Here is a 25735-nt window from a genome sequence, read left to right as displayed (position 1 = left end):
CCGGGCAGTCCTCCGGCGCCGCCAACATCGCGCTGATGGCGCACAACCGCCTCGGCGAGGGGCTGTACCGCGGCGTCATCGCCCAGGGCCCGCCGCTGTTCCGGCCGCCGATGTTCGCCGAGCTGGAGACCGCCGCGGCCAACACCGAGGCCCTGTGCGCAGCGCTGGGCATCGGCGTCACGGCGCTGCGCGCGCTGGACGGCGCGGAACTGCAGCGCCGCGAGCAGGCGTTCTCCACCTCGCCCGAACTGGTGGCGCGCATGAAGCGCCCGGCCACCGCGCCGGTGCGCGACGGCCACCTCGTCCGCGACTGGTCCTGGGACGCCGCGCCGATGGCCGTGCCGCTGCTGGCCGGCTGGACGCGCACCGAGGCCGACTTCTGGTTCGACCTCTGCGACGGCGCCGGCCAGCGCCTGTCGCCGATGCAGGCGCCGCAGACCCCGGCCGAGCTGGCGCAGCGCGTGGCCGGGCTGGTCGCGGCGCACGATGCGTTCGACGCGCCGCCGCCGGTACCGGCGGTGATTGCGGCCTACGCCGCGCCGGGATACACGCCGCAAGCGGCCTGGCGCGCGCTCTACACCGACCTGGTTTCCGGGCCCCGATCCTGCACACGCTCGGCAAGCAGGCCCGGGCGCGGCGGCCGGCCTGGGCCTACGAGTTCGCCTTCCCGATGGCGGGCACCGACGACAGTTCCCCGCATGCGGCCGACGTGCCCTTCGTGTTCGGGAACACCGGCAGCGCGCACGTGCGGGACAAGATCGGCCGGCCGGCGCAGGCTGCCGCGGTGGCCCTGGCGATGCAGCGCTGCTGGCGGGATTTCGTCGCCGGTGGCGCGCCGGCCGGCGATGGCCGCTGGCCGCCGTTCGACGCGGACCGGCCCGCGGTGATGCGCTTCGGGCTGGAAGGCGCCACCATCGCGGTGCCCCGCACGCCCGCCACAGACGGCTTCTGGCCGCACTACTTCGCCGGGCCGAGGCCCACGCCGCGCGCTTGCCCCCCATCCTGCGGCCGCGCCGCCGCCCGCTCGCGCGCGGTCTCGCCGTTCGAGGCCGGGTCCGCCGTTTCCGGCCGCCTCCCGCCGGGTCGCGGCGTGCCGCCGGCTACCTCGCCTGCCGCGACACCTGGTCGCCGACGCCGGGCTGGAGCCTGAACACGTCGGCCACCGCCAGCAGCGCGGTAGCGGCGACGATCAGGAACGCGATGCGGAACGGCGTGGCCGCATCCGCGCCGGGCGCGACGGACTCGCCGATGCGCCAGGCGATGGCGCCCAGCGCCACGCCCAGCCCCATGGCGAGCTGGAAGGCCGTGGAGAACAAAGTGTTGGCATCCGGCATCTGCGCCTGCGGCACGTCGCTGAAGGCGATGCTGTTGAGCGCGGTGAACTGCATCGAGCGCGCCATGCCGCCCAGGAACAGCACCACGCAGACCAGCGCGAGCGGCATCCGGTGGGCGAACAGCGCGCAGGCGCCGATCAGCACGGCGTTGAGCAGGCCGTTGGCGACCAGCACCGGGCGAAAGCCGAAGCGGCGCATCACGCGCGTCGTCATGGGCTTCATCGCCAGGTTGCCGGCGAACACCGCCATCAGCATCAGGCCCGCCGAGAAGGCGTCGAAGCCGAAGCCGATCTGGAACATCAGCGGGATCAGGAACGGCACCGCGCTGACGCCCATGCGGAACAGCGAGCCGCCCCAGATCGTCACCGCGAAGGTCGGCAGCTTCAGCGCCGACAGGTCGAGCATCGGCCGCGCCGCGCGCCGCAGGTGGCGCACGCTGGCCGCCATCAGCACCAGGCCGGCGGCCAGCAGCGCCGCCGCCCGGCCCCAGGCCGCCTGGGGCTGCGCCACGATCTCGGTGGCGGCCAGCAGGCAGAACAGGCCGCCGCCGGTCAGCAGGAAGCCGGGCCAGTCGAAGGCCTTGCCCTGCTGGGGCTGCAGCGCCGGCACGATGCGCCAGGCCAGCACCAGGGCGATGGCGCCCAGCGGCAGGTTGAGCCAGAAGATCCAGCGCCAGTCGCCGTGGTCGGCGATCAGCCCGCCCAGCGGCGGCCCCAGCACCGGCGCCACCAGCGCCGGCCAGGTGAGCACGGCGATGGCGCGCACCAGGTCCTGCTTGGGCGTCTCGCGCAGCACCACCAGGCGGCCGACCGGCACCATCAGCGCCCCGCCGATGCCCTGCAGCACGCGCGTGGCGACGAACTGCGGCAGCGAGGCCGCCAGCCCGCACAGCAGCGAGGCGAGCGTGAACAGCGCGATGGCGCCCGCGAACACGCGCCGCGCGCCGAAGCGCTCCGCCGCCCAGCCGCTGATCGGGATGAAGACGCCCAGCGTCAGCATGTAGGCCGACACCCCGATGTTCAGGTCGACCGGCTGCACGCCGAAGCTCGCCGCCATCGCCGGGATGGCGGGGGTGATGACGGTGGCGTCCAGGTTCTCCATGAAGAAGGTGCCTGCCACCAGCAGGGCGAGCGCGGTGCGGCGGTCGATCACGGGCATGGGTAGGCGGCGGCCGCGCGGCTCACAGGCTGTCCACCACGCCGCCGTCGACGCGCAGGGCCGCCCCGGTGGTGGCGGAGGCCTGCGCGGAGCAGACGTAGACGATCAGGTTGGCGACCTCCTCGACGCTGGCCGGGCGCTGGAGGATGGAGGACGGCCGCTGGGCCAGCACGAAGGCCTTGGCCACCGCCTGCAGCGGCTGGCCGGTCCGCGCCACCTCGCCTTGCAGCATCGCGGCGACGCCCTCGGACAGTGTCGGCCCCGGCAGCACCGAATTGACCGTGACGCCGGTGCCGGCCATGCGCTTGGCCAGCCCGCGCGCGACCGCGGTGCAGGCGGTCTTGGTCATGCCGTAGTGGATCATGTCCGCCGGGATGTTGAACGCCGACTCCGAGGACAGGAAGACCACGCGCCCCCAGCCCCGGGCCTGCATGCCCGGCAGGTAGGTGCGCGACAGGCGCACGCCGGACATCACGTTGACCTCGAAGAAGCGCTCCCACTCGCCGTCGGGCGTGTCGAAAAAGTCCTGCGGGCCGAAGATGCCGACGTTGTTGACGAGGATGTCGCAGGCCGGGTGCGCGGCGGCCAGCGCGGCGCACCCCTGCGCGCTGCCGAGGTCGGCGGCGCAGCCGGCGACGCTGGCGCCGGGCACGGCCGCCTTCACCGACGCGACGGCGGCATCCACCTCCGGCCGGCGCCGGCCGTTGACGACGACGGCCGCGCCGCAGGCGGCCAGCCCCTTGGCGGTCGCCAGCCCGATCCCCTGGGTCGAGCCGGTGACGATGGCGGTCTTGTGGGTCAGGTCGATCTGCATGGCGCCTCTCTCGGTCTGGATGTCGGGACACCAGCAAGAATAGTGGACCTGCGCGACCCGGTCGCCGCCACCGGCCATCACGGCGGCGGTGCGCGGCGCCGCGCCGCCCACGGCGACCGCCAGCCCGGAGACGCCCGCGCGTCAGAAATCCATCGTCGCCGAGAGCGCCAGCGTGCGCGGCGCGCCCAGCGCCAGGCTGGACAGCAGCGGCATGCCCCAGTAGGCCTTGTCGGTGACGTTGGCCTCGCTCGCCCGCAGCACGAGCGGGTGGCCGGCGGCCTGGGTGGCGTAGCGCGCGCCCAGGTCGTAGACCGTGCGGCCGGGCGCCTACAGCGCGTTGTCGGCGCTGATGTACTGCTTGGAAACGGCGGTCGCGTTGGCGGTAAGCGTCAGGCCCTGCACGGCGGGCACGTCCCACTCCGCGCCCAGCTTGCCCTGCAGCTTCGGCAGGCCCGTGGCCACCTTGCCCTGGTTGGTGCCGCCGGACGTCCGGGTCAGCTTGGGCTCCACATGGGCGATGCCGCCCATCAGGCGCACGCCGCGCAGCGGCGCGCCGAAGAAGCTCCATTCCAGCCCCCGGTTGCGCTGCGCGCCGCCGAACGAGAAGACATTGGTGACGGGGTCGGTGTAGCTGCCGGGCCGCGTGATCTGGTACAGGCTGAGCGTGTGGGCGAACGTGCCGAGGTCGAACTTGAGGCCAACCTCCTTCTGCCTGGTCTTGTACGGCGGGAACAGCTCTCCCGCATTGGCGGCGGCGAGCGGCGCGGTCTGGCCCTTGCTCAGGCCTTCGATGGAGTTGGCATACACGGAGACCTGGTCCGTGGCCTTGACCAGCAATGCGGCGGCAGGCGACGTGGCGCTCGCGTCGTAGCGGGACGCACGCGCCCCGGTCGTGACGTTGAAGGTGTCCGTCAGGACCTCCTGGCGCCGCACGCCGAGCGTCAGCTGCACCCGGTCCTGCGCGAACGACAGGGTGTCCGCCAGGCCGTAGCTGGTCAGGCGCGTTTCCGTGTGCAGCGTCGGCGGCGTGACGAGGGCGGCGGCCGGCCCCCAGACGGGGTCGTAGAGGTTGGTCGTCCAGTCCGCGCCCGGCACCGACCTGCGGCCGAATTCCCGGACGGTGTCGGCGTAGTGCGTGGCGTTCACCGCCCACCGGTGGCCGATGCCGCCGGTCTGGAAGCGGCCCGCCAGGCCGACCTCCGCCGACTGCTTCTCCACCTCGAAGGCCAGCTGGCCGATGGTGGTGCGCAAGTCGCCCGCCGCATTGAGCACCTGGGCCGAGATGGCGCCGTTGTACGTGTAGTCGCTCTTGCTGGTGCCGAAGGCCGCATGCGCCGTCAGCTGCTCGCTCAGGTCGAATTCGCCGCGCACGATCGCGCCCCGGTCCCTGTTCTCGACGAAGGACCAGTCCGGGTTCAGCAGCGTGTCGGGCCTGGGTGGCCTGGGGATCGCCACGCCGGGCGCCAGGTTGATGCCCCGGGTCACGCCGTCCACGCGGTCCTCGCTGCGGTAGAGGTCGGCCGAGAGGCGCACGCGCTCGCCCCGCCAGTCCAGCCCGAGGGAAGCCAGCTGGGCCTTCTTCTCCTGCTGGCGGACCGCCCCCTCGCCATCGCGGTAGACGCCGTTGAAGCGGATTCCGAACTGCTTGTCCTCGCCGAAGCGCCGGCCCAGGTCGACGTGCCCGCCGAACTGCGCGTCCGACAGGTAGGTCGCCGTCAGGCGCGCCAGCGGCTGCGCGCCCGCACGCTTGGGCACCAGGTTGATGGTGCCGCCCACCGAGCCGCCGGGCGGCATGCCGTTGAGCAGGGCCGACGGCCCCTTCAGCACCTCGATGCGCTCGAACATCTCGGGCGTCGTGCGGTAGTACGGCGCCATGCCATACAGCCCGCCGACGGTGATGTCGGTGGTGCTGGAGGCGAAGCCGCGGATCGCGTAGTTCTCGCTCCAGGCGCCGGAGACGCCGTTGCTGAACACCGTGGGGTCGGTGGCGGCGATCACCTCGGTGATGTCCTTGGCCTGCCTGTCCGCGATGAAGGCGTCCGTGTAGCTGATGGTGCTGAACGGGGTTTCCATGAAGTCCCTGTCGCCCAGCAGGCCCACGCGGCCGCCGGTGGCCACCTGCCCGCCGGCGTAGGGCGCGCTCGCCGCCGCCTGCCCCTGGACCGTGACCTGGGGCAGCGTGGCGGCAGCCGCTTCGCCACGGGCGTTCGCGCGCGCGTCCGCCGCGTCGGCGGCCGCCTGCGCCAGCACCGGGGCGCTGGCGCCCAGGCCGCCCGCGGCCAGCCCCAGCAGCAGCGCCGCCTGGACGGCGCTGCCACGCCGGAGCGCGAAGGGCGGACGCACATGCGCCGCCTGGCCGAGGGGACGCGCGATGCGGGAGGAATGGCGATGTCGGGCCATGTCAGCTTTCTTGGTGTTGGAATGGGTCCGGCGTGCAACCGATCGCCGGAACGCCATCGGAATGCGAGCGATAATTAGTTGCATGATATTAAACTAATTCACCGGTGCTGCCGGCGGCAGGCCTGGCGGCACCCTCCTCCGACAATCGCCGCTGGCCACGGAGAACACATGCCCCACGGAAAGCAGCCTTCGGCACGCGGACGCCCGCCCACCATCACGCGCGAACGGATCGCCGAGGCGGGCATCGGCATCGGCTTGCCCAGCATCACCTTCGTCGGCGTCGCCGCCGCGCTCGGGGTGAGCCACATGGCGCTCTACAGGCACGTCCCCAGCCTGGAGGCGCTCAAGCACCTGGTCGCCGAGGAGATCTTCAGGCGCTGGCAGATTCCGCGGGCCAGTGGCCGGGAAGCAGGCGGGCTGGAGGAGTACCTGCTGGTGTTCAGCGCATCCGTGCAGGCCTTCGTCAAGGCGCATCCGGGCCTGACGCCGTACGTGATCCGCCGGCTGGCCGCGACGCAGCCCATGCTCGCCAAGATCGACGAGCACCAGAGCCATGTCGCGCAGGTCTACGGCATCTCGAAGGAGGACGCGCGCTGGCTGCTCGCCACCGTGGCGTTCCACTGCATCGCCGTGGCCGACACGGTGTATTCGGTGGCGGGCCGCGAGCCCGCCGTGGCAGCGGACCGCGCGGCGGAAGAAGCCGAGATGGAGGCGGAGTTCGCGCAGGGCATGCACGCCCTGGTCGTCGGCGCGCTGGCCATGGTGCAAGCCCGCGGCGGCGGCACCCCCGCCCTGTCCTGACAGCCCGGCCGGCCGCGTTGCCGGCAATGCCCGGCCGTCGCCGCTGCGCGGCCGCGGCCGGCCGCCGATGGCTGGCGCCCGGCCTTCGCAGACCAGTCTGGCGCCCAGTCCTCCATCTGCACCGACCTGGGCGTGAACCCGGCTACCCGCGCGACGTAGCCCGCCTTGAAGCCGCCGGGGCGGCATCCCGCATCGCCAGGCCGCCAGTGCTCCAGGCGCCGGCCCTACCACATTCGATCATTGATGCAAATCAAATCAATTATCATTTAGATCTTTAATTAAATTTACCTCTGATTTCCGTATGGTTTGCCTCAGGTTCGTGCGCCCGTCGCCGCGGTTGTCCGCCTCCTCCCACCGCGTCGGTGGCGTGCCCTCCTCCGCGCCCGCGTTCAACTTCCGCGCGCTGGCCCACGGCGTGCGCTACGCTCTGGCCGGCATGGCCTTGGGCGCGGGCCCGGCCATGGCGGCCGATCCGGCGGCCGAGTCGAGCGCGACGAGCCTGCCCACCGTCACCGTCACCGTCAGCGGCGACCAGGAGGCCAAGGGCACGGCGGCCGACGGCTACCGCGAGGACCGCGTCTCCAACGTCGGCCCCTGGCAGGGCCGCACGCTGCAAGACACGCCCTACTCGATCACGGTGTTCTCGGAAGACTTCATCGAGAACCTGCAGGCCAGCAGCGCGGACCAGGTCTACCGCGTCAACCCCACCTTGCAGCAGACGCGCTCGCAGTACGAGAACAACCAGCCGACCATCAACCTGCGCGGCTTCACCCTGTGGGGCTCGTACCGCGACGGCGTGCGGGACGACCAGTACGGCCACGGCACCACGATGGAGGACACCGAGCGCATCGAGGTGCTCAACGGCCTGTCGGGCTTCCTGTACGGTCCCAGCAACGTGGGCGGGCTGGTCAACTACGTGACCAAGCGCTCGACCGACGAGCGGCTGAACAGCATCACCGCGTCCAGCCTGGGCAACAAGGCCTGGTACCTGCACGGCGATTTCAGCGGCAAGTTCGATGCGGACGGCCGCTTCGGCTACCGCGCCAACGTGGCCAAGCAGGACGGCGACACGTCCATCCGCGGCCAGCGCATCGAGCGCGACATGTACAGCCTGATCCTCGACGCGAAGCCCCGCAACGACCTGTACCTGCAGGCCAGCGCCATGAACATGGACTACGACATCCATGGCGCGCAGGCGCGCTTCGCCGCCACGGCAGCCACGCGTCCCTCCGTGCACGCGCTGCGCAACGACATCTCCTACGGCCCGTCGTGGACCTACCGCCACTACAACACCGACCGCTACACCGCCCATGCCAAGTGGGACGTGAACGAGGCCATGAGCCTGCGCGCCACCTACCTCTACAGCACGGGCGTGCGCGACTCCGAGGGTGCGCCGGTGACCAACACCATGACCTCGCCGACCACCTACGACCAGACCCTCAGCTACTTCTACGCCCCTGGCGTGGTCAACACGCTGAGCTATGTCTACGACAGGAGCGGCTCGGTCTATGGCGACTTCAAGTTCGACACCGGCGCCGTCAGCCACAAGGTGACGCTCGGCTACCAGTACACCCACAACCGGCAGGATCGCTGGACCGCCAGCGCGCGAGCCATTCCCCTCGGCTCTTCTTCCATCGACAACCCGCAGTACCCCGACAGGCCCGTCGTCGCGCCCATGGACCGGGGCGCGAAGAACGTCGGGTGGAGCGTCGGCCGCCGCAAGAGCCTGGTGCTCGGCGACGACATCACCTTCAGCGACCACTGGTCGGCGCTGGTCGGCGTGGCGTACGTCACGCTGCTGTCCAAGACCTACGACAAGTCGGCCCTGACGCCCACGCTGTCGCTGCTGTTCAAGCCGACCCCCGACCTGACCACCTACGTCAGCTACATGGAGTCGCTGGAGCAAGGCGGGACGGCCGCCGACGAATACCAGGGTGTCGAGGTGGTCAACAAGGGCCAGGTCTTCGACCCCCTCACCAGCAAGCAGATCGAGGTCGGCGCCAAGTACTCCTGGAACGGCATGCTGCTGAGCGGCGCGCTGTTCCAGATCGACAAGGGCCTGCAGTACTACGACGTGCGCGATCCCTCGCGCCCCGTCTACGTGCAGGACGGCCGCCAGGTGCACAAGGGCGTGGAGTTCACCGCCATCGGCAAGATCACCCGCGACCTGAGCCTGATGGGCGGCTTCACCTTCCTCGACCCCAAGGTCAAGCAGCAACGGCAGAACCCGCTGCTCGAAGGCAAGCGGCCCACCCAGGTGGCCGACAAGATGTTCAAGGCGCGTGCCGAGTACGCCGTGCCCGCCGCGCCGGGCCTGAGCCTGTCGGCCAGCCTGAACGCCATGGGCGCCAACTACGCCGACAACATGAACACCGACCGGCTGGCGGGCTACGCCATCTACGACCTGGGCATGCGCTACCAGATGAAGGTCGGCCAGACCCCCATGACGGTTCGCATGGATGTGTACAACGTGACCGACAAGCACTACTGGGCCAACTCCTCGGCCCTGGGCGCGCCGCGCACCGTCGTGCTGTCCACCAACCTCAAGTTCTGACGATGCGCGTGCCTCCCCCCGGAGAGAACGCCGCCTGCTTCCTCGGCATGACATACAGACAGCAACCTTCGCTGCCGGCGCGATCGGCCGCCATGGCAGTGCCCCCCAACCCGTCGCACCGGCGCCAGCCCCATCGGCCCGGCGTGCTGGCGCATGCGGTCCGCCGCGCCATCGCCGCCGACCAGGGCGGACAGGCGCCCGCCAATGCCGCCACGCAGGCGGAGAGCCTGCCCACGGTCACCGTCAGCAGCGGCCAGGAGGCCAAGGGCACGGCGGCCGACGGCTACCGCGAGGACCGCGTCTCCAACGTCGGCCCCTGGCAGGGCCGCACGCTGCTGGACACGCCCTATTCGATCACGGTGTTCTCGGAGGAATTCATCGAGAACCTGCAGGCCGGCAGCGCGGACCAGGTCTACCGCGTCACCCCCACCCTGCAGCAGACGCGCGCGCAGTACGAGAACAACCAGCCGACCGTGAACCTGCGGGGCTTTTCCCTCTACGGGTCGTACCGCGACGGCGTGCCGCAGGACTTCTTCGGCCACCTGGTGACGATGGAGGACACCGAGCGCGTGGAGGTCTTCAACGGCCTGTCGGGCTTTCTCTACGGCTCGGGCAACGTGGGCGGGCTGGTCAACTATGTGTCCAAGCGCTCGACCAGCGAGCGGCTGAACGACATCACCGTCACCAGCCTGGGCCACAAGGCCTGGTATGTGCACGGGGACTTCGGCGGCAAGTTCGGCCCCGACGGCAGGTTCGGCTACCGGCTCAACGTGGCCAAGCAGGATGGCGACACCGTCATCAAGGGGCAGACCATCGACCGGGAGCTCTACAGCCTGGTGCTGGACTGGCAGCCGCGCAACGACCTGTACCTGCAGGTCAGCGGCACGAAGATGAACTACGACATCTTGGGATCGCAGGCCGCCTGGTCGGCCACGGCCGCGACGCGGCTGCCGGCGTCCGCGCTGCGCAACGACCTGTCGTACGGTCCGCGCTGGACGCGCCGCTACTACGACACCGACCGCTATGCGGCCCAGATGAAATGGGACGTCGGCCAGGCCGCGAGCATCCGCGCCGTCCTGCAAAGCAACAGCGTGGTGCGCAACACGTCCTATCCCTCGCCGACGAACACGATCAATTCACCGACCACCTACACCCAGACCATCGCGCACGTGTTCGCGCCGGGCGTGAACGACGTCTACACCTCCACGGACGATCGGCGCGGCGCGGTCTACGCGGACTTCAGGTTCGACACCGGCGCCGTCAGCCACAAGCTGACGGCGGGCTACCAGTACGGCAACAACCACATCCAGTCGTGGGCCAATGCCGCGCCGCTGGTGGTGGCGGGCACGTTCCTGATCGACGATCCGCAGTACATCGACCGACCCACGGTGCGGCCGTCGTCGCGGGGTGCCGAGCGCAACTCCGTCAGCATCCGCAGGAGCTTGCTGGTCGGCGACGACATCACCTTCAACGACCACTGGTCCGCGCTGGTCGGTGCGTCCCACACCCAGATCACCTCCAGTGGCTATGACAAGTCGGCCCTGACGCCCACGCTGTCGCTGCTGTTCAAGCCGGTCCCCGACCTGACCACCTACGTCAGCTACATGGAGGCGCTGGAGTCGGGCGGAACCGCCGCCGACACCTACCAGGGCGCCGAAGTGGTGAACAAGGGCGAGATCTTCGGGCCGCTCAAGAGCAAGCAGGTCGAGATCGGCGCCAAGTACTCCTGGAACGGCATGCTGCTGAGCGGCGCGCTGTTCCAGATCGACAAGGGCCTGCAGTACTACGACGTGCGCGACCCTTCGCGCCCCGTCTACGTGCAGGACGGCCGCCAGGTCCACAAGGGCGTGGAGTTCACCGCCATCGGCAAGATCACCCGCGATGTGAGCCTGCTGGGCGGCTTCACCTGGCTGGACCCCAAGGTCCGGCAGCAGAAGCAGAACCCGCTGCTCGAAGGCAAGCGGCCCACCCTGGTGTCGGACAAGCTGTTCAAGGTGCGCGCCGAATACGCCGTGCCCGCGGTGCAGGGGCTGAGCGTTTCCGCCGGGTTCAACCACGCCAGCGCCAGCTACGCCGACACCATGAACACGGATCGCCTGCCCGCCTACACGGTGTATGACGTGGGGGCGCGGTACCGCTTCGGGCCGGCCGGCCATCCCATCACCATCCGGCTGGACATCACCAACCTGTTCGACAGGCACTACTGGGCCAATGGCGCGACCCTGGGCGATCCGCGCACCGTGGTGCTGTCGGCCAACTACCGCTTCTGACGACGTGACTGCTTCCCCAAGAGAAAACACCTCCTGCTTCCTCGACATGACCTACGAAATGAATTCGACCCGATCCGCCGCCATGACGGCCCCTGCCCCCTCCCGCCAACGCGAGGCCGCGCCAGTGGCCCTGCTTCGGCCCGGCGTGCTGGCGCATGCGGTCCGCTGCGCCATCGCCGGCCTGGCCGCCACGGCCATGGGCGGCGCGGCCATCGCCGCCGACCAGGTCGCGCAGGTGTCCGCCGATGCCGCCGCGCAGAACAACAGCCTGCCCACGGTCACCGTCAGCGGCGACCAGGAGGCCAAGGGCACGGCGGCCGACGGCTACCGCGAGGACCGCGTCTCCAACGTCGGCCCCTGGCAGGGCCGCACGCTGCAGGACACGCCGTACTCGATCACGGTGTTCTCGGAGGAATTCATCGAGAACCTGCAGGCCGCCAGCGCCGACCAGGTGTACCGCGTCAATCCGACCATGCAGCTGTCGCGCTCGCAGTACGAGAACAACCAGCCCACGGTCAACGTGCGCGGCTTCAACTTCTACGCCTCGTACCGCGACGGCGTCGCGGACGACCAGTACGGCCACGGCACCACGATGGAGGACACCGAGCGCATCGAGGTGCTGAACGGCCTGTCCGGCTTCCTGTACGGCGTGGGCAACGTCGGCGGGCTGGTCAACTACGTAACCAAGCGCTCGACCGACGAGCGGCTGAACAACCTCACCGTCTCCAGCCGCGGCAACAAGGCGTGGTACGTGCATGGCGACTTCGGCGGCAAGTTCGACGCCGAGGGCAAGTTCGGCTACCGGCTGAACCTGGCGCGCCAGAGCGGCGACACGGCCATCCGGGGCCAGTCCATCGACCGCAACCTCTACAGCCTGGTGCTGGACGCCAAGCCGCGCAGCGACCTGTACCTGCAGCTCAGCGCCACGCGGCTCGAGTACGACGACTGGGGCGCCCAGGCGGGCTGGTCCGCCACGGCGGCGACGCGCCCGTCCGCCGACGCGCTGCGCACCGACCGCGCCTACAGCCCCTCGTGGACGCACCGCTACTACGAGACCAACCGCTACACGGCCCACGCGAAGTGGGACGTGAACCAGGCGCTGAGCCTGCGCGCCAACCTGCTGTTCAGCGACGGCGTGCGCAATGCGGCCACGTCGTTGACGACCAATACCTTCACCTCGCCCACGGCCTACACCCAGAGCTTCAGCTACCTCTACGCGCCGGGCTTGAACGATGTGCTGTCCTACCAGCGCGACCAGCGCGGCGCGGTCTACGCCGACTTCAAGTTCGACACCGGCGCCATCAACCACAAGGTGACGGCCGGCTACCAGTACAGCAACAACCGCCAGGACCGATGGGCCACGAATGCGCGGCCCGTCAGCGGCGGCACATTCGCGGTCGGCGATCCGGCGCAGTACAGGGACGAACCGACCGTCGCCCCGATCTCGCGCGGCGACAAGAGCGTGTGGGCCTCCAGCATCAAGAAGAGCCTGGTGCTGGGCGACGACATCACCTTCAGCGACCACTGGTCCGTGCTGGCCGGCCTGGCCTATTCCACCCTCAGCACCAGGAGCTACGACAAGTCCGCCGTCACGCCCACGCTGTCGCTGGTGTTCAAGCCGGCAGCCGACCTGACCACCTACGTCAGCTACATGGAGTCGCTCGAACAGGGCGGCGTCGCGGCCGACGAATACAACGGCGTCCCCGTGGTCAACAAGGGCCAGGTCTTCAAGCCGCTGACCAGCAAGCAGGTCGAGATCGGCGCCAAGTACTCCTGGAACGGCATGCTGCTGAGCGGCGCGCTGTTCCAGATCGACAAGGGCCTGCAGTACTACGACGTGCGCGATCCCTCGCGCCCCGTCTACGTGCAGGACGGCCGCCAGGTCCACAAGGGCGTGGAGTTCACGGCCATCGGCAAGCTCACCCGCGACCTGAGCCTGATGGGCGGCTTCACCTTCCTCGACCCCAAGGTCAAGCAGCAGAAGCAGAACCCGCTGCTCGAAGGCAAGCGGCCCACCGTCGTGGCCGACAAGCTGTTCAAGGTGCGCGCCGAGTACGCGCTGCCGATGGTGCCCGGCCTGAGCCTGTCGGCGGGGCTGAACGCCACCGGCGACAGCTACGCCGACACCATGAACACCGACCGGCTGCCGGGCTACACGGTCTACGACCTGGGCATGCGCTACCAGTGGGGGACGGCGAAGAACCCCATGACCGTCCGGCTGGACGTCACCAACCTGACGGACAAGCACTACTGGGCCAACGCCACCGCCCTGGGCGAGCCGCGCACCGTGGTGGTGTCGGCCAGCTACAAGTTCTGACCCCGTGCGACGCATCCGCTCTTTTCACAGGAGAGCACCATGACCAGGACCCTCACCCTGCTGGCGGCCGCCCTCGGCTTCAGCCTCACGGCGCAGGCCCACTTCGTGTGGCTGGAACAGCCGGCCGGCAGCGCCACCGCCGTGCTGCGCTTCGGCGAATTCGCGCACAACCTGCGCGAAGCCTCGCCCGGCCTGCTCGACCGCTTCGGCAAGCCCTCCGCCACCCACCTGTCCGCGCAGGGCGAGAAGGCGGTGGACGCCAGCAAGACCGCCGGCGGCTTCGCGCTGCCCTTCGGCGCGGGCCAGGGCGAGGCCATCGTGGCCGAGGACGCGAGCTTTCCGCTGCGCCGCGCCAAGCAGGGCGACCAGGAGGTGACGAGCTGGTTCCGCCCGGCGGCCCGCCTGATCACCGGCTTCGCCGCCCAGCCGCCCAAGCTCGCGCTGGACCTGGTGCCGACCGGCAAGGCGGGAGAGTTCAAGCTGTACTTCAAGGGCCAGCCGCTGCCCAAGACCAAGGTCGAGTGGCTCACCCAGTCCGGCTGGGCCCTGACCGGCTACACCGACGAGCACGGCGGCGTGGCGTTCGACATGCCGTGGCAGGGCCAGTACGTGGCCGAGGTCCGGCACACCGACCCCACGCCCGGCACGCGCGGCAGCGAGAAGTACGATAGCGTCAGCTACGTCACCTCGCTGACCTTCGTCCAGCCGTCCGGCCTGGCGCCGCTGCCCGCCGCGCCGCTGAGGACGCCCTCGGCGAAGTAGGCACGGCTCCGCCGGCCACCGGCCCGGTCCGGGCCACCGGCATCGCAGGGCGGCGCGAGCCGCCCGTCGTCTTTCCCCTCCTCTTCGCATGAACGCTGATCTCCAGGACCGCCAGCAGCCACCGGCACGGCGGCTGCCGCGGATCGGGCTGCGCGACGCGCTGTTCCAGATCCACTGGTGCATCGGCATCGTGGCCGGCACGGTGCTGATGCTGATGGGCCTGACCGGCGCCATGCTGACCTTCGAGGACGAGCTGCTGGACCTGTTCAACCCCGGCATCCTGGTGCTGGCGCCGGAACAGGCCCGGCGCCCCGCGCTGGCGCCGCCGGAGCTGCTGCAGGCCCTGCCGGCGCTGCCGGCGGGCCAGTCGGTCTCGATGCTCACGCTGTGGAGCGATCCGCAGCGCACGCCCCGCCTGCTGCTCGTGCAGGGCCCGACGCGGCTGCCGGCCGCCTACCTCGATCCCGCCACCGGCGCGTGGCTCGGCCCGGCCGCGGGGCAAGGCGTCTTCGACGTCGCCGAGCGCCTGCACCGCTGGCTGCTGCTGCCCAGCAACATCGGCAAGACCGTGACCGGCACGATGACGCTGGGCCTGGTGCTGCTGCTGGCGAGCGGCGTGTACCTGCGCTGGCCGCGGCGGGCGTCGAGCGCGCGGGCCTGGCTCACCTTCAACCCGCGGCTGAAGGGCCGGCCGTTCCTGTGGTCGCTGCATGCCGTGGTCGCCACGTGGATGCTGCCGGCCTGGATCATCCTGTCGGCGACGGGCATCTACTGGGCCTTCGATCCCGTGCGCAAGACGGTGGACGGCTGGGCCGGCGTCCAGCGCCCGCCGCGCGTGCAGCGCCAGGCCGGGCCGCCCACGCCGCCGGGCGACATCAGCGCGGCCTGGCAGGCCTTCCGTGCGCGCGTGCCCGCCTGGGAACAGGCGCGCCTGCGCCTGCCGGCGCGCGCCAGCGATCCGCTGGAGGTGTTCTGGCTGGCCCCCGGCGCCGAACACTCGCAGCAGACCAACCAGATGCAGATCGGGCTCGACGGCGAGATCCGCCGCGACCAGCGCTTTGCCGACCGCACGGCCGCGCAGCGCGCGCTGGCCACGATCTACCCGCTGCACATCGGCGAGTTCTTCGGCCTGCCCGGGCGCATCGCCATGATGCTGGCGGCGCTGGCGCTGCCGCTGCTGGGCGTGACCGGCTGGTGGCTCTACCTGCAGCGCCGGCGCCGCAGGCGCAGCGCCGCGGCCGAGCGCCGGGCGCTGGACGGCGCGGGCGACGGCGCCGAGTTCCTGGTCGCCTGGGCCGGCCAGACCGGCCGGGCCGAATCGCTGGCCACGCGCACCGCCCGGGCCCTGCAGGGGGCGGGCCACGCCGTGGCCCTGCGGCCGCTGGCCGCCCTGATGCCGGCCGACCTGGCGGGCTATCCCCGCGCCCTGCTGGTGGCCAGCACCTTCGGCGAGGGCGAGGCGCCCGACGCCGCCCGCCGCTTCGCCGCCGCGATCGCGCGCGGCGAGGCGCGCCTGGCCGGCCTGCAGTACGCGGTACTGGCGCTGGGCAACCGCGAGTACGCGCATTTCTGCGCCTTCGGCCACTGGCTGCACCGGCGCCTGGGTGAACTGGGGGCCAGCGCCCTGCAGCCGGCCGTGCCGGTCTGCGACAGCGACCCGCGCGGCGTCGACCCCTGGTTCTCCAGCCTGGCGCGCTTCGGGGCCGACCCGGCCGCCGCGGCCGACGAGGACGGCGGCGCCGATGACGCCCTGGCCTGGCAGGACTGGTCCCTGCGCGGGCGCACGCTGCTCAATCCGGGCAGCGTCGGCGAGCCGCTGTACGAGCTGGACCTGGCGCCCCCCGCGGACGCGCTGGCGCCCGCCTGGGCGCCCGGGGCGCTGGTCGAGATCCTGCCGCCGGACGCGGACGCGGCCGATCCCGCGCCGGGCGAGGCGCGCGATGCCCTGCCGCGCCGCTATTCGGTGGCGTCGATCCGCGAGGACGGCCGCCTGCAGCTGATCGTCCGCCGGCACCGGCACGCCGACGGCATCGGCTGGGTGTCCGGCCACCTGACGGGTGGCTGCGCGCCGGGCGGCACGATCCGGCTGCGCCTGGTGGCCAATCCGGCCTTCACCGTGTCCACGGACCCGCAGCCCTGCCTGTTCATCGGCAACGGCTCGGGCCTGGCGGGGCTGCGCGGCCTGCTGCGCGAGCGGGTGCGCCGCGGGCTGGGCGACAACTGGCTGGTGTTCGGCGAGCGCAACCAGGGCGCCGACCGGCTGTGCGCCGACGAACTCGGCGACTGGCAAGCCCGCGGCCTGGTGCGGGTCGACCGCGTGTTCTCGCGCGACCCGGGCGGCGGCTACGTGCAGGACCATCTGCGGGCCCGCATGGCCGAGCTGCGCCACTGGCTGCTGGACCGCGGCGCCGTCGTCCACGTCTGCGGCAGCCTGCGCGGGATGGCCGGCGGCGTCGAGGACGTCCTGCGCGACCTGCTCGGCAGCGACGGCCTGGCCGCCCTGGCGGCCGAGGGCCGGTACCGGCGCGACGTCTACTGACCCGCCGGGCCCGGGCCCCCTGCCCTTTCCGGCAGCCGCCCGGGCGCGTTCATCGTTTTCGGCTATCGGGTCGATGAAGACTATGGAGTTCCTTTATCCAACGAATCTTCTTAGCATCCGGGTGCCCGTCCCCAGCGGGTTCCCCTGACACCCCACCAGCAGGAGCTGCCATGAACAACGATGCCAAGAAGTGCCCCGTGACCCATCTGACGACCGGCTTCGGCGCCCCCGTCGTCACCAACCGCGACAGCCTCACCGCCGGCCCGCGCGGCCCGCTGCTGGCCCAGGACGTGTGGCTCAACGAGAAGCTCGCCAACTTCGTGCGCGAGACCATCCCCGAGCGGCGCATGCACGCCAAGGGCTCGGGCGCCTTCGGCACCTTCACGGTGACCAAGGACATCACCCGCTACACCCGCGCGGCGATCTTCAGCCAGGTCGGCAAGAAGACCGAGATGTTCGCCCGCTTCACCACCGTGGCCGGCGAGCGCGGCGCGGCCGACGCCGAGCGCGACATCCGCGGCTTCGCCCTCAAGTTCTATACCGAGGAGGGCAACTGGGACATGGTGGGCAACAACACGCCGGTGTTCTTCATCCGCGATCCGCGCCAGTTCCCCGACCTGAACAAGGCCGTCAAGCGCGACCCGAAGACCAACCTGCGCAGCGCCACCAACAACTGGGACTACTGGACACTGCTGCCCGAGGCGCTGCACCAGGTCACCGTGGTGATGAGCGACCGCGGCATCCCCGCCAGCTACCGCCACATGCACGGCTTTTCCTCGCACACCTACAGCTTCTGGAACGCGCGGGGCGAGCGCTTCTGGGTCAAGCTGCACTTCAAGACCCGGCAGGGCATCAAGAACCTGACCGACGCCGAGGCCGAGGCCCTGGTCGGCAAGGACCGCGAAAGCCACCAGCGCGACCTGTTCGAGGCCATCGCGCGCGGCGACTTCCCCAAGTGGACGATGTACGTCCAGGTCATGCCCGAGACCGACGCCGAGAAGTACCGCCTGCACCCGTTCGACCTGACCAAGGTCTGGTACAAGGCCGACTACCCGCTGATCGAGGTCGGCGAGTTCGAGCTGAACCGCAACCCCGAGAACTTCTTCCTCGACGTCGAGCAGAGCGCCTTCTCGCCCGCCAACCTGGTGCCCGGCATCGGCGTCAGCCCCGACCGCATGCTGCAGGCGCGCCTGTTCAACTACGCCGATGCGCAGCGCTACCGCCTGGGCGTGAACCACCACCAGATCCCGGTCAACGCCGCGCGCTGCCCGGTGCACAGCAACCACCGCGACGGCCAGGGCCGCGTGGACGGCAACTACGGCGGCCTGCCGCACTACGAGCCCAACAGCTTCGGCCAGTGGCAGGGCCAGCCCGGCTTCGCGGAGCCGCCGCTGCGCATCCACGGCGACGCGAAGTTCTGGTCCTTCCACCAGGACGACGACAACTACTTCGAGCAGCCGCGCAAGCTGTTCCAGCTGATGACGCCGGCGCAGCGGGAGGCGCTGTTCGGCAACACCGGCCGCGCCATGGGCGACGCGCCGGAGTTCATCAAGTTCCGCCACATCCGCAACTGCCACGCGGCCGACCCGGCCTACGGCGCCGGCGTGGCGAAGGCGCTGGGCATCGACCTGCGGAAAGCCCTGGCCTCCAAGCAAGCCGACCCGATGTACGGCAACCCGCTGGTGGCGCTGCCCGCCTGAGACGCCGCGGCCGGGCGCTGCCCGGCGCCCGGCGATTCAGGCGGCGAGCGAGGCGCTGTCGATGACGAAGCGGTAGTGCACGTCGCCCTTGAGCATGCGCTCGTAGGCCTCGTTGATCTGCTCGGCGCGGATCATCTCGACGTCCGCGACGATGCCGTGCTGGGCGCAGAAGTCCAGCATCTCCTGCGTCTCGGGGATGCCGCCGATCATCGAGCCGGCCAGGCTGCGCCGCTTCATGATCAGGCCGAACACCTGCGGCGACGGGTGCGGCGTGGCCGGCGCGCCCACCAGCGTCATCGTGCCGTCGCGCGTGAGCAGCGCGAAGAAGGCGTCGAGGTCGTGCGGCGCGGCCACCGTGTTCAGGATGAAGTCCAGGCTCTGGGCGTGCGCGGCCATCTCCTCCGGCTGGCGCGACACCACCACTTCGTGCGCGCCCAGCGCCCGGGCGGCCTCGCGCTTGGACGGGGAGGTGGTGAACGCCACCACGTGCGCGCCCATCGCGCGCGCCAGCTTGATGCCCATGTGGCCCAGCCCGCCGATGCCGACCACGCCCACCCTGTGGCCCGGCCCGACCTTCCAGTGCCGCAGCGGCGAATAGGTGGTGATGCCGGCGCACAGCAGCGGCGCCACGGCGGCCAGCTGCGCCGCGGGGTGGCGGATACGCAGCACGTAGCGCTCGTGCACGACGATCTGCTGCGCGTAGCCGCCCAGCGTATGGCCCGGCGCGTCGGGCGTCGGGCCGTTGTAGGTGCCGACCATGTGGTCGCAGTAGTTCTCCAGCCCCGCGCCGCAGTCCGCGCAGTGCCGGCAGCTGTCCACGATGCAGCCCACGCCGACCAGGTCGCCCGGCGCGAAGCCCGCGACCTGCGCCCCCACGGCCGCCACGCGGCCCACGATCTCGTGCCCCGGCACGCAGGGATACCGCGTGCCCGCCCATTCGGAGCGCACCTGGTGGATGTCGGAATGGCACACGCCGCAGTAGGCGATGGCGATCTGCACGTCGTGCGGCCCCGGCGCGCGCCGGGTGATGTCCAGCGGTTCGAGGGGCCGATCGCCCGCATGGGCGCCGTAGGCTTTGATGGTCATGGGAATGTTCCTTTCGTGGAAGTGGAAACGGCCTGCGCGCCTGCGCCAGCGGCGGGCCGATGGCGCAGCATGTGGAGGGCTGGCCCGTCGGGCGTGTCGATCGTCCGGATTCTCCGCAACCCCGCCTTCTCATAGCAACGGATGGCCCGGAGATCGTGGGGAGAGGGATCGGCCTGGACCATGGACACCCGCGGATCGCTGAAAAGCCGGTCGACCAGAACGCGGGCGAGCCGGGTCCCGAGCCCTCGCCCCAGAAGCCCGGGATCAGCGATGAACTGGTCGATGCCCCGCACGCCCGGGTCGGTCTCGTCCTCCCACCATCCGTCTCCAGCACCAAGCGCGACATAGGACTGGGCATAGGCGAACGGCGGGCCGTCCAGCATGCCGATGTACGGAGTCACCTTCCCGGCCGACTGGATGCGCGGCAGATAGCGCGCCTGAACCTGCGCGAGCGTGGGGCGCTCGCCGCCCCAGCTTTCCACCACGTGCGGACGCTGCAGCCAGCGGTGGAGCATGGGAATGTCGTGTGCCGCCATCGGTCGCAGGGCCACGGTCGCCTGGAGGGAAGCCATGGCGCAAGTGTGCCTGCCCGCGCCATGCCGCGGCCAGGCCGCCCGCGGCCCCGGCCGCGCTGTCGCCGCCCCCGCCCGGTCAGGGTTGTCCCTGCCACAGGTGGGCAACACTGTGGAAAACTCCTTGAAGATCTTCCGCAAGCGTTGACCGGCGCGGGCTGCGGGCGCATTGCCTATCGAATAAGCAGGCGCGGCCCAGCACCGGTTCCGCCCGCGCAGCCCCACCGCGAGGATGAACATGAGCATGCCTGTCGCCCTGCCCGAACTGTCCCAGGCCATGGAGCGCTACCGCTTCGCCTACCTGCTGACCCACAGCGCGCAGGGCGCCCCGCATGCGGTGGCGGTCGTGCCGGTGCTGGAGGGCGGCGTCCTGAAGATCGGCGGCATCGGCCGGCGCACCCGGCAGAACCTGCTGGCGCGGCCGGACGTGGGACTGGTGTGGCCGCCCGGCGACCCCTCCGGCTACTCCCTGATCGTCGACGGCCAGGCGGCGCTGGCGGGCGAGGTGCTGCACGTCGTCCCGTCGCGCGCCGTCCTGCACCGCCCGGCGCCGCGCCCCGGACCGGCCGAGCCGGGGGCCTGCGGATCGGATTGCGTGGAACTGCCGGTGCCCGCCCCTGCAGGCGACGCCCCGCGCTGAACGTGCCGCCGCGGGCCGCAGGCCGCGGACGTCACGCCGGAGGCTCCGCCGAGCGCACGTCCTCCAGCCATTGCACGAAAAGCTGCGCCTCCGGCGGCGCGCCGGGCGCGACACCGTAGTAATAGCGCTCCAGCGCGAGCCGGTGCAGCGGCAGCAGCGGCACCAGCCGGCGCTGCGCCAGGTCGCGGGCCAGCAGCGAGCGCGGCGCCATCGCCACCCCCAGGCCGTCGACCGCCGCCTGCAGCACCAGGTGCAGGTGGTCGAGCGCCAGGCGGCCGGCGGGCCGCAGCCGCGCGACGCCCGCCTGGCGCAGCCAGTCGTCCCAGTCGCCCTTGCGCGAGCGCGCGCCCAGCAGCACGTGCGCCGCCAGGTCGCGCGGCGACGCCACGTGCCGGCCGGCGCCCTCGACCAGCGCCGGCGCGCCGACCACCAGGGCCTCGTCCTCCAGCCACGGCCGCACCTGCAGCGCCGGCGGCCAGCCCTGCAGCCCGCGCCGGATGGCGACGTCGAAGCCGTCGGACGCCCGGGCCGGCGCCGCGGTGCTGGTGATGACCTCGGGCGCGATGCCCGGATGCTGCGCGACGAAGTCCGGCAGGCGCGGGATCAGCCAGCGCACGGCGAACGACGGCCGCACGTTGATCCGCACCGCGCGCACCGGCGCGCGCGCCGTCAGCGCCCGGGCCGCCGCGCCGATCTGCGCCAGCCCGGCATCGGCCTGGGCGTAGAAGGCCTGCCCTTCCGCGGTCAGCACGACCTGCCGGATGCGCCGCTCGAACAGGGCGACGCCCAGGTGCGCCTCCAGGCTCTTGACCTGCCGGCTCACGGCGCCGTGCGTCACGTGCAGCTCGGCGGCCGCCCGCGTGAAGCTCTGGTGGCGCGCCGCGGCCACGAAGGCGCGCACGGCGTTCAGCGGCGGAAGGCGAAGCGTCATGCGTGAGATCTTTGCACACATGCGCGCGCAGCAATCTCGTTTGCCAGGCCGCCAGCGCCCGCGGACCATGCAGGCCATGCAGCCCCCCGCGCCGCTCGACGCCACCGGCCCCGCCGACCCCATCGCCACCGCCGACCGCGACTCCCGCCACGCGGCGATCGCGCTGGCCACCACCCTGCCCTCCGACGTCGTGCTGTACCTGCTGCTGCCGATGTACGGCAGCGCCTTCGGCATCTCGCTGGCCGAGGCCGGCATCCTGCTGGCCGCCAACCGGCTGGTGCGCATCGCGGGCTACGGCTGGGTGGCGCGCTTCTACGCGCGCCGCGGCGACCGCCTGACCTGCACGCTGGCCGTCGCCGCCGCGGCCGCCTGCGCGCTGGGCAACGCGACGCTGACCGGCTTCTGGGCCCTGCTGCCGCTGCGGCTACTCTGGGGCCTGTGCTTCGCCGCGCTGAACCTGGCGACGCAGGTGCTGGCGACCTCGGCGGCGGCCGGCGCCGCGGCCCGCTCCGGCCGCTCGCGCGCCTACATCGCGCTGGGGCCGGTGATGGCGCTGCCGGCCGCCGCCGTGCTGAGCGAAGCGGCCGGGCCGCGCTGGATCTTCGCGCTGCTCGCGCTCGTGGCCCTGGGCGGCCTGCTGGCGGCGCGCCGCCTGCCCGCCCGGCCGCACCCGGGCATCAGCGCCGCGCGCCGGGGGCCGGCGCGCCCGAACGCGCTGGACACCTGGTCCTTCCTCGAAGGCTTCGCGCTGGACGGCCTGTTCGTCATCGGCCTGTCGGTCCTGGGCCGGGACGTGCTGCCGGGCGCCGCCGTGGTCGCGGCCGGCGTGCTGCTGGCGCTGCGCTACGGCGCGGAGATCGCGCTCAGCCCGCTGGGCGGCCGCCTGGCCGACCGCTGGGGCGCCGAGCGGCTGCTGGTCGCCCTGTCGCTGCTGACGGCCGCGGCGCTGGTCGGCTTCGGCACCGGCTGGCTGTGGAGCTGCGCGGCCGCCATCGTCGTGCTGCGCGCGCTGCAGCTACCGCTGCTGGCGCCGATCGTCGCGCACCGGCACCCGGGGCCGGACCGGGTGCGGGCGCTGGCCGCGCGCTCGGTCTGGCGCGACATCGGCGCCGGCCTCGGGCCGCTGGCCGCGGGGATGCTGCTGCCGGTGCTGTCGGCGCCCTGGCTCTACGGCCTGCCGGCCGCGCTGCTGGCGGCCGCGGCGCTGGCCTGCGGGCACGGCGCGCGCAAGCCGCCGCCCGGCGGGGATCGAGGTGCTGGCCACCGCTGATGGCCGGGCCACGGGAGGGCCATGACTGTCAACCTGCGCCGACAGCCGGCGCGGCGCATCCGGCGTAGCCTCGCCGCCATGCCCTGCCGCCACGGTCCCCGCCCCTGCCATCCCCGCATCGCCCGCCGGCCACGGCCTGCTCCGCTGCGCCCATGAGCACCGCCGGGCCGCCCCAAGGTGCTCGCACCACAGCCCGTCCGGGAGTGACCGCCACCGCACCCACCCCGGACGCCCGCGCCGCCGCCGTCCTGCAGTCCGACCTCCCCGCCCGGCTCGACCGTCTGCCCTGGTCGGCCTGGCACTGGCGCGTCGTGCTCGCGCTCGGCGTCGCCTGGGTGCTCGACGGCCTGGAGGTCACGCTGGTCGGCTCGCTCGGCGGCGTGCTGGAGCGCGGCGACACGCTGGCGCTGAGCGCCAGCCAGATCGGCCTGGCCGGCTCACTGTACGTGGGCGGGGCGGTGCTCGGCGCGCTGCTGTTCGGCCGCATGGCCGACCGATGGGGCCGCAAGCGGCTGTTCATGGCCACGCTGGCCCTCTACGCGGTCGCCACCCTGGCCACGGCGTTCTCGCCGGGCTTCGCCTTTTTCGCGGCGTGCCGCTTCGTCACCGGCCTGGGCATCGGCGGCGAGTACGCGGCCATCAACTCGGCCATCGACGAACTGGTGCCGGCGCGCGTGCGCGGGCGCGTGAACCTGGCGATCAACGGCAGCTTCTGGCTCGGCGCGGCGCTGGGCGCGGGGCTGAGCCTGGTGCTGCTCGACCCCGCCGTGCTGGGGCCGGTGTGGGGCTGGCGCGCTGGCTTCGCGCTCGGCGCGCTGCTGGCGGTGGCGATCGTGCTGGTGCGCCGCCACGTACCCGAAAGCCCGCGCTGGCTGCTGATGCACGGCCGCGCCGACGAGGCCGGGCGCATCGTCGCGGCGATCGAGGCCGAGGTGGAGCGCGAATGCGGCGCGCTGCCGCCGGTGGCGCAGCGGCTGGCGCTGCAGGCGCGGGCCATGCCGTCGCTGCGCGAGATCGCGCACGTGCTGCTCGCCCGCTACCGCCGGCGCAGCGCGGTGGCACTGGCGCTGATGTTGTCGCAGGCCTTCTTCTACAACGCCATCTTCTTCACCTATGCGCTGGTCCTCACGCGCTTCCACGGCGTGCCCGACGCGCGGGTGGCGCTGTACATCTTCCCGTTCGCGCTGGGCAACGTGCTGGGGCCGCTGCTGCTGGGGCCGCTGTTCGACCACGTGGGCCGGCGCCGCATGATCGCGCTGACCTACGTGGGCGCCGGCATCGGCCTGGCGCTCACGGGCTGGGCCTTCATGGCCGGCCTGCTGGACGCGCGCAGCCAGGCGCTGGCCTGGTCGGCGGTGTTCTTCCTGGCCTCGGCCGCCGCCAGCTCGGCCTACCTGACCGTCAGCGAGGTGTTCCCGCTGGAGATGCGCGCGCAGGCCATCGCGCTGTTCTACGCGGTGGGCACCGGGGCCGGCGGCTTCGCGGCGCCCTGGCTGTTCGGCGCGCTGATCGAGACCGGCAGCCGCGGCGCGGTGACCGTGGGCTACGCGGTCGGCGCCGTGCTGGTGATCGCCGCGGGTTTGCTCGCGCTGCGCTTCGGGGTCGATGCGGAGCGGCGGGCGTTGGAGGAGATCGCGCCGCCGCTGGGCACGCACTAGCCGTATAAGTGACCGCGTTCGCGCTGCACGGCCGAGCGACAGGGCAATGCTTCAACTGCTTTGCGCCCGAAGCGGTCAAAGACATCTGACCTAGACCTTTCCTGGCTAGCTAGGCCGAGCGCTCTCAGGCAGAGCCGAACATGACCCAGTCGACTTGACTCTTGCGGTGGTTCGTGGCGGCCAAGACTGTCGCTCCCACCAAGCTAGTGACAGGAAGACTTGTAAATGGATACAGCCCCAGGAGAAGATCTAAAGGAACGCAGGCAAAGGTGAAGAAGGCGGCCATTCGTTCTACATTTTTAAGCTTGGCAACTTCTTTATTGGCAGTGCCTACCAACTTACGCAATCGAGCCTCCTCGGCAGGGGATCCGCCGGCAAGGCAACTCGTCCATTCCGCCATTGCGCTCCGGAATGATGTTATACGCTTGTCCTCGCGCAGTCTCAAGACATCTGTGACCGATCTTAGACGGGGGGCGCACAGCACCTCATCCATCCAAATTCCGACCGCAACATGCGAACTACCCTGATTCGCGCGCAGCCGCAGCTGTGCCCGAAAAAGTTCTGCATTCAGAAGGCTCTTGGGTGTCAGGAGCTGAACCGGAAGATTGGCGCTCAGCACGGCATCCATTTCTCGGCTCAAATTGACTAGTGCGACCCATCTCTGCGCCGACGTCTTAAAATCGCTCATAAACTGTCGATTTCTTTCGTACTCTTTGTACGCTTCGAAGTCCTCTCTGCTTGTATCGGCGGCGATCGATTGCCCTAGTTGGGTGCCGGATATGTGAAGAGCTTCGCGCCCTGGAATTCTAAATGGGCCATCACCAAACATCGTCTTCACCCCGGACACGTATTCGTCATAGGTTTCGTAAAGCCCGTACATGGCCGAACTGAGCCGATTGTGCACGGCGTGGCCTTTCGAGGACCTCAGA

General features: G+C 71.3%; 17 protein-coding genes and 2 pseudogenes. 12 read left to right on the top strand and 7 right to left on the bottom strand.

Going from position 1 to position 25735, the window contains the following annotated elements; translation table 11 throughout:
* Positions 1–35 precede the first annotated feature (35 nt).
* Together QM782_RS19660 and QM782_RS19655 are read left to right on the top strand one after the other, a co-directional pair.
* Positions 36–326: pseudogene (locus QM782_RS19660) on the top strand (carboxylesterase); the annotation flags it as partial.
* Positions 311–1150 carry a carboxylesterase family protein gene (locus tag QM782_RS19655; RefSeq protein WP_415205692.1) on the top strand — a complete coding sequence of 280 codons (840 nt, stop codon included), beginning with the start codon at positions 311–313 and terminating at the stop codon, positions 1148–1150. The pseudogene QM782_RS19660 and the gene QM782_RS19655, both read left to right, overlap by 16 nt.
* On the opposite strand, the gene QM782_RS19650 is transcribed toward QM782_RS19655, so the two are convergent.
* The 3 genes and pseudogenes from QM782_RS19650 to QM782_RS19640 form a co-directional block, all read right to left on the bottom strand.
* On the bottom strand, positions 1101–2492 hold the full coding sequence (locus QM782_RS19650) for an MFS transporter (protein WP_415204571.1): 1392 nt from the start codon (positions 2490–2492) through the stop codon (positions 1101–1103). The two genes, QM782_RS19655 and QM782_RS19650, sit on opposite strands and share 50 nt — an antisense overlap.
* Positions 2493–2514: 22 nt before the next feature.
* Entirely contained in the window at positions 2515–3306 is a 792-nt protein-coding gene (locus QM782_RS19645; RefSeq protein WP_415204570.1) for an SDR family NAD(P)-dependent oxidoreductase, read from the bottom strand.
* A 141-nt stretch (positions 3307–3447) separates the two neighbouring features.
* Positions 3448–5706, bottom strand: a pseudogene (locus QM782_RS19640) (TonB-dependent receptor).
* Between the two features lie 168 nt (positions 5707–5874).
* Between QM782_RS19640 and QM782_RS19635 the strand changes: the two are divergent.
* The 7 genes from QM782_RS19635 (at position 5875) to QM782_RS19605 (ending at position 18649) form a co-directional block, all read left to right on the top strand.
* Entirely contained in the window at positions 5875–6507 is a 633-nt protein-coding gene (locus QM782_RS19635; RefSeq protein WP_415204569.1) for a TetR/AcrR family transcriptional regulator, read from the top strand.
* Between the two features lie 367 nt (positions 6508–6874).
* Positions 6875–9061, top strand: coding sequence for a TonB-dependent siderophore receptor (locus tag QM782_RS19630; RefSeq protein WP_415204568.1), 2187 nt, complete (start codon positions 6875–6877; stop codon positions 9059–9061).
* Positions 9062–9153: 92 nt separating this feature from the next.
* Positions 9154–11331 (top strand): TonB-dependent siderophore receptor, encoded by a 2178-nt coding sequence (locus QM782_RS19625; RefSeq protein WP_415204567.1) that lies wholly within the window; start codon positions 9154–9156, stop codon positions 11329–11331.
* A gap of 82 nt (positions 11332–11413) precedes the next feature.
* Positions 11414–13648, top strand: a complete 2235-nt coding sequence (locus tag QM782_RS19620) for a TonB-dependent siderophore receptor (RefSeq protein WP_415204566.1) — start codon at positions 11414–11416, stop codon at positions 13646–13648.
* Positions 13649–13687: 39 nt separating this feature from the next.
* Positions 13688–14410: a DUF4198 domain-containing protein gene (locus tag QM782_RS19615; protein ID WP_415204565.1), complete on the top strand. Its 723-nt coding sequence runs from the start codon at positions 13688–13690 to the stop codon at positions 14408–14410.
* Positions 14411–14498: 88 nt separating this feature from the next.
* Complete coding sequence (locus QM782_RS19610; protein ID WP_415204564.1) at positions 14499–16949, top strand: PepSY domain-containing protein; 2451 nt, start codon at positions 14499–14501, stop codon at positions 16947–16949.
* A gap of 170 nt (positions 16950–17119) precedes the next feature.
* Positions 17120–18649 carry a catalase gene (locus tag QM782_RS19605; RefSeq protein ID WP_415204563.1) on the top strand — a complete coding sequence of 510 codons (1530 nt, stop codon included), beginning with the start codon at positions 17120–17122 and terminating at the stop codon, positions 18647–18649.
* A gap of 36 nt (positions 18650–18685) precedes the next feature.
* Here the strand turns inward: QM782_RS19605 and QM782_RS19600 are convergent, their stop codons facing one another.
* Both QM782_RS19600 and QM782_RS19595 read right to left on the bottom strand, forming a co-directional pair.
* Entirely contained in the window at positions 18686–19735 is a 1050-nt protein-coding gene (locus QM782_RS19600) for an NAD(P)-dependent alcohol dehydrogenase (RefSeq protein WP_415204562.1), read from the bottom strand.
* Positions 19732–20307 (bottom strand): GNAT family N-acetyltransferase, encoded by a 576-nt coding sequence (locus QM782_RS19595; protein ID WP_415204561.1) that lies wholly within the window; start codon positions 20305–20307, stop codon positions 19732–19734. The genes QM782_RS19600 and QM782_RS19595 overlap by 4 nt, the downstream gene beginning before the upstream one ends.
* A 238-nt stretch (positions 20308–20545) precedes the next feature.
* On the opposite strand from QM782_RS19595, the gene QM782_RS19590 reads away from it, so the two are divergent.
* Positions 20546–20947: a pyridoxamine 5'-phosphate oxidase family protein gene (locus tag QM782_RS19590; RefSeq protein WP_415204560.1), complete on the top strand. Its 402-nt coding sequence runs from the start codon at positions 20546–20548 to the stop codon at positions 20945–20947.
* Positions 20948–20978: 31 nt separating this feature from the next.
* On the opposite strand, the gene QM782_RS19585 is transcribed toward QM782_RS19590, so the two are convergent.
* Complete coding sequence (locus QM782_RS19585) at positions 20979–21878, bottom strand: LysR substrate-binding domain-containing protein (protein WP_415204559.1); 900 nt, start codon at positions 21876–21878, stop codon at positions 20979–20981.
* 76 nt (positions 21879–21954) lie between these two features.
* Here QM782_RS19585 and QM782_RS19580 point away from each other — a divergent pair, with 76 nt between their 5' ends.
* Positions 21955–23148, top strand: coding sequence for an MFS transporter (locus QM782_RS19580; RefSeq protein WP_415204558.1), 1194 nt, complete (start codon positions 21955–21957; stop codon positions 23146–23148).
* A gap of 203 nt (positions 23149–23351) precedes the next feature.
* Entirely contained in the window at positions 23352–24806 is a 1455-nt protein-coding gene (locus QM782_RS19575; RefSeq protein WP_415204557.1) for an MFS transporter, read from the top strand.
* Between the two features lie 124 nt (positions 24807–24930).
* On the opposite strand, the gene QM782_RS19570 is transcribed toward QM782_RS19575, so the two are convergent.
* The gene (locus QM782_RS19570) at positions 24931–25686 is read right to left on the bottom strand and encodes a hypothetical protein (protein ID WP_415204556.1); all 756 of its coding nucleotides are present in this window, start codon (positions 25684–25686) and stop codon (positions 24931–24933) included.
* Positions 25687–25735: the final 49 nt, after the last annotated feature.

Origin of the sequence: Pseudorhodoferax sp., from assembly GCF_047601025.1 — a bacterium.
In the GTDB taxonomy this organism is placed as follows: Bacteria; Pseudomonadota; Gammaproteobacteria; order Burkholderiales; family Burkholderiaceae_C; genus Pseudorhodoferax.
This window is presented reverse-complemented; position numbering and strand designations above follow the sequence as displayed.

Bases quoted from the DNA above. Each gene is read 5' to 3' on its own strand.
- QM782_RS19590 (WP_415204560.1), top strand. From the start codon at position 20,546: ATGAGCATGCCTGTCGCCCTGCCCGAACTGTCCCAGGCCATGGAGCGC.
- QM782_RS19615 (WP_415204565.1), top strand. From the start codon at position 13,688: ATGACCAGGACCCTCACCCTGCTGGCGGCCGCCCTCGGCTTCAGCCTC.
- QM782_RS19645 (WP_415204570.1), bottom strand. From the start codon at position 3,306: ATGCAGATCGACCTGACCCACAAGACCGCCATCGTCACCGGCTCGACC.
- QM782_RS19605 (WP_415204563.1), top strand. From the start codon at position 17,120: ATGAACAACGATGCCAAGAAGTGCCCCGTGACCCATCTGACGACCGGC.
- QM782_RS19610 (WP_415204564.1), top strand. From the start codon at position 14,499: ATGAACGCTGATCTCCAGGACCGCCAGCAGCCACCGGCACGGCGGCTG.
- QM782_RS19635 (WP_415204569.1), top strand. From the start codon at position 5,875: ATGCCCCACGGAAAGCAGCCTTCGGCACGCGGACGCCCGCCCACCATC.
- QM782_RS19570 (WP_415204556.1), bottom strand. From the start codon at position 25,686: ATGTACGGGCTTTACGAAACCTATGACGAATACGTGTCCGGGGTGAAG.
- QM782_RS19600 (WP_415204562.1), bottom strand. From the start codon at position 19,735: ATGACCATCAAAGCCTACGGCGCCCATGCGGGCGATCGGCCCCTCGAA.
- QM782_RS19585 (WP_415204559.1), bottom strand. From the start codon at position 21,878: ATGACGCTTCGCCTTCCGCCGCTGAACGCCGTGCGCGCCTTCGTGGCC.
- QM782_RS19625 (WP_415204567.1), top strand. From the start codon at position 9,154: ATGGCAGTGCCCCCCAACCCGTCGCACCGGCGCCAGCCCCATCGGCCC.
- QM782_RS19650 (WP_415204571.1), bottom strand. From the start codon at position 2,492: ATGCCCGTGATCGACCGCCGCACCGCGCTCGCCCTGCTGGTGGCAGGC.
- QM782_RS19580 (WP_415204558.1), top strand. From the start codon at position 21,955: ATGCAGCCCCCCGCGCCGCTCGACGCCACCGGCCCCGCCGACCCCATC.
- QM782_RS19595 (WP_415204561.1), bottom strand. From the start codon at position 20,307: ATGGCTTCCCTCCAGGCGACCGTGGCCCTGCGACCGATGGCGGCACAC.
- QM782_RS19620 (WP_415204566.1), top strand. From the start codon at position 11,414: ATGACGGCCCCTGCCCCCTCCCGCCAACGCGAGGCCGCGCCAGTGGCC.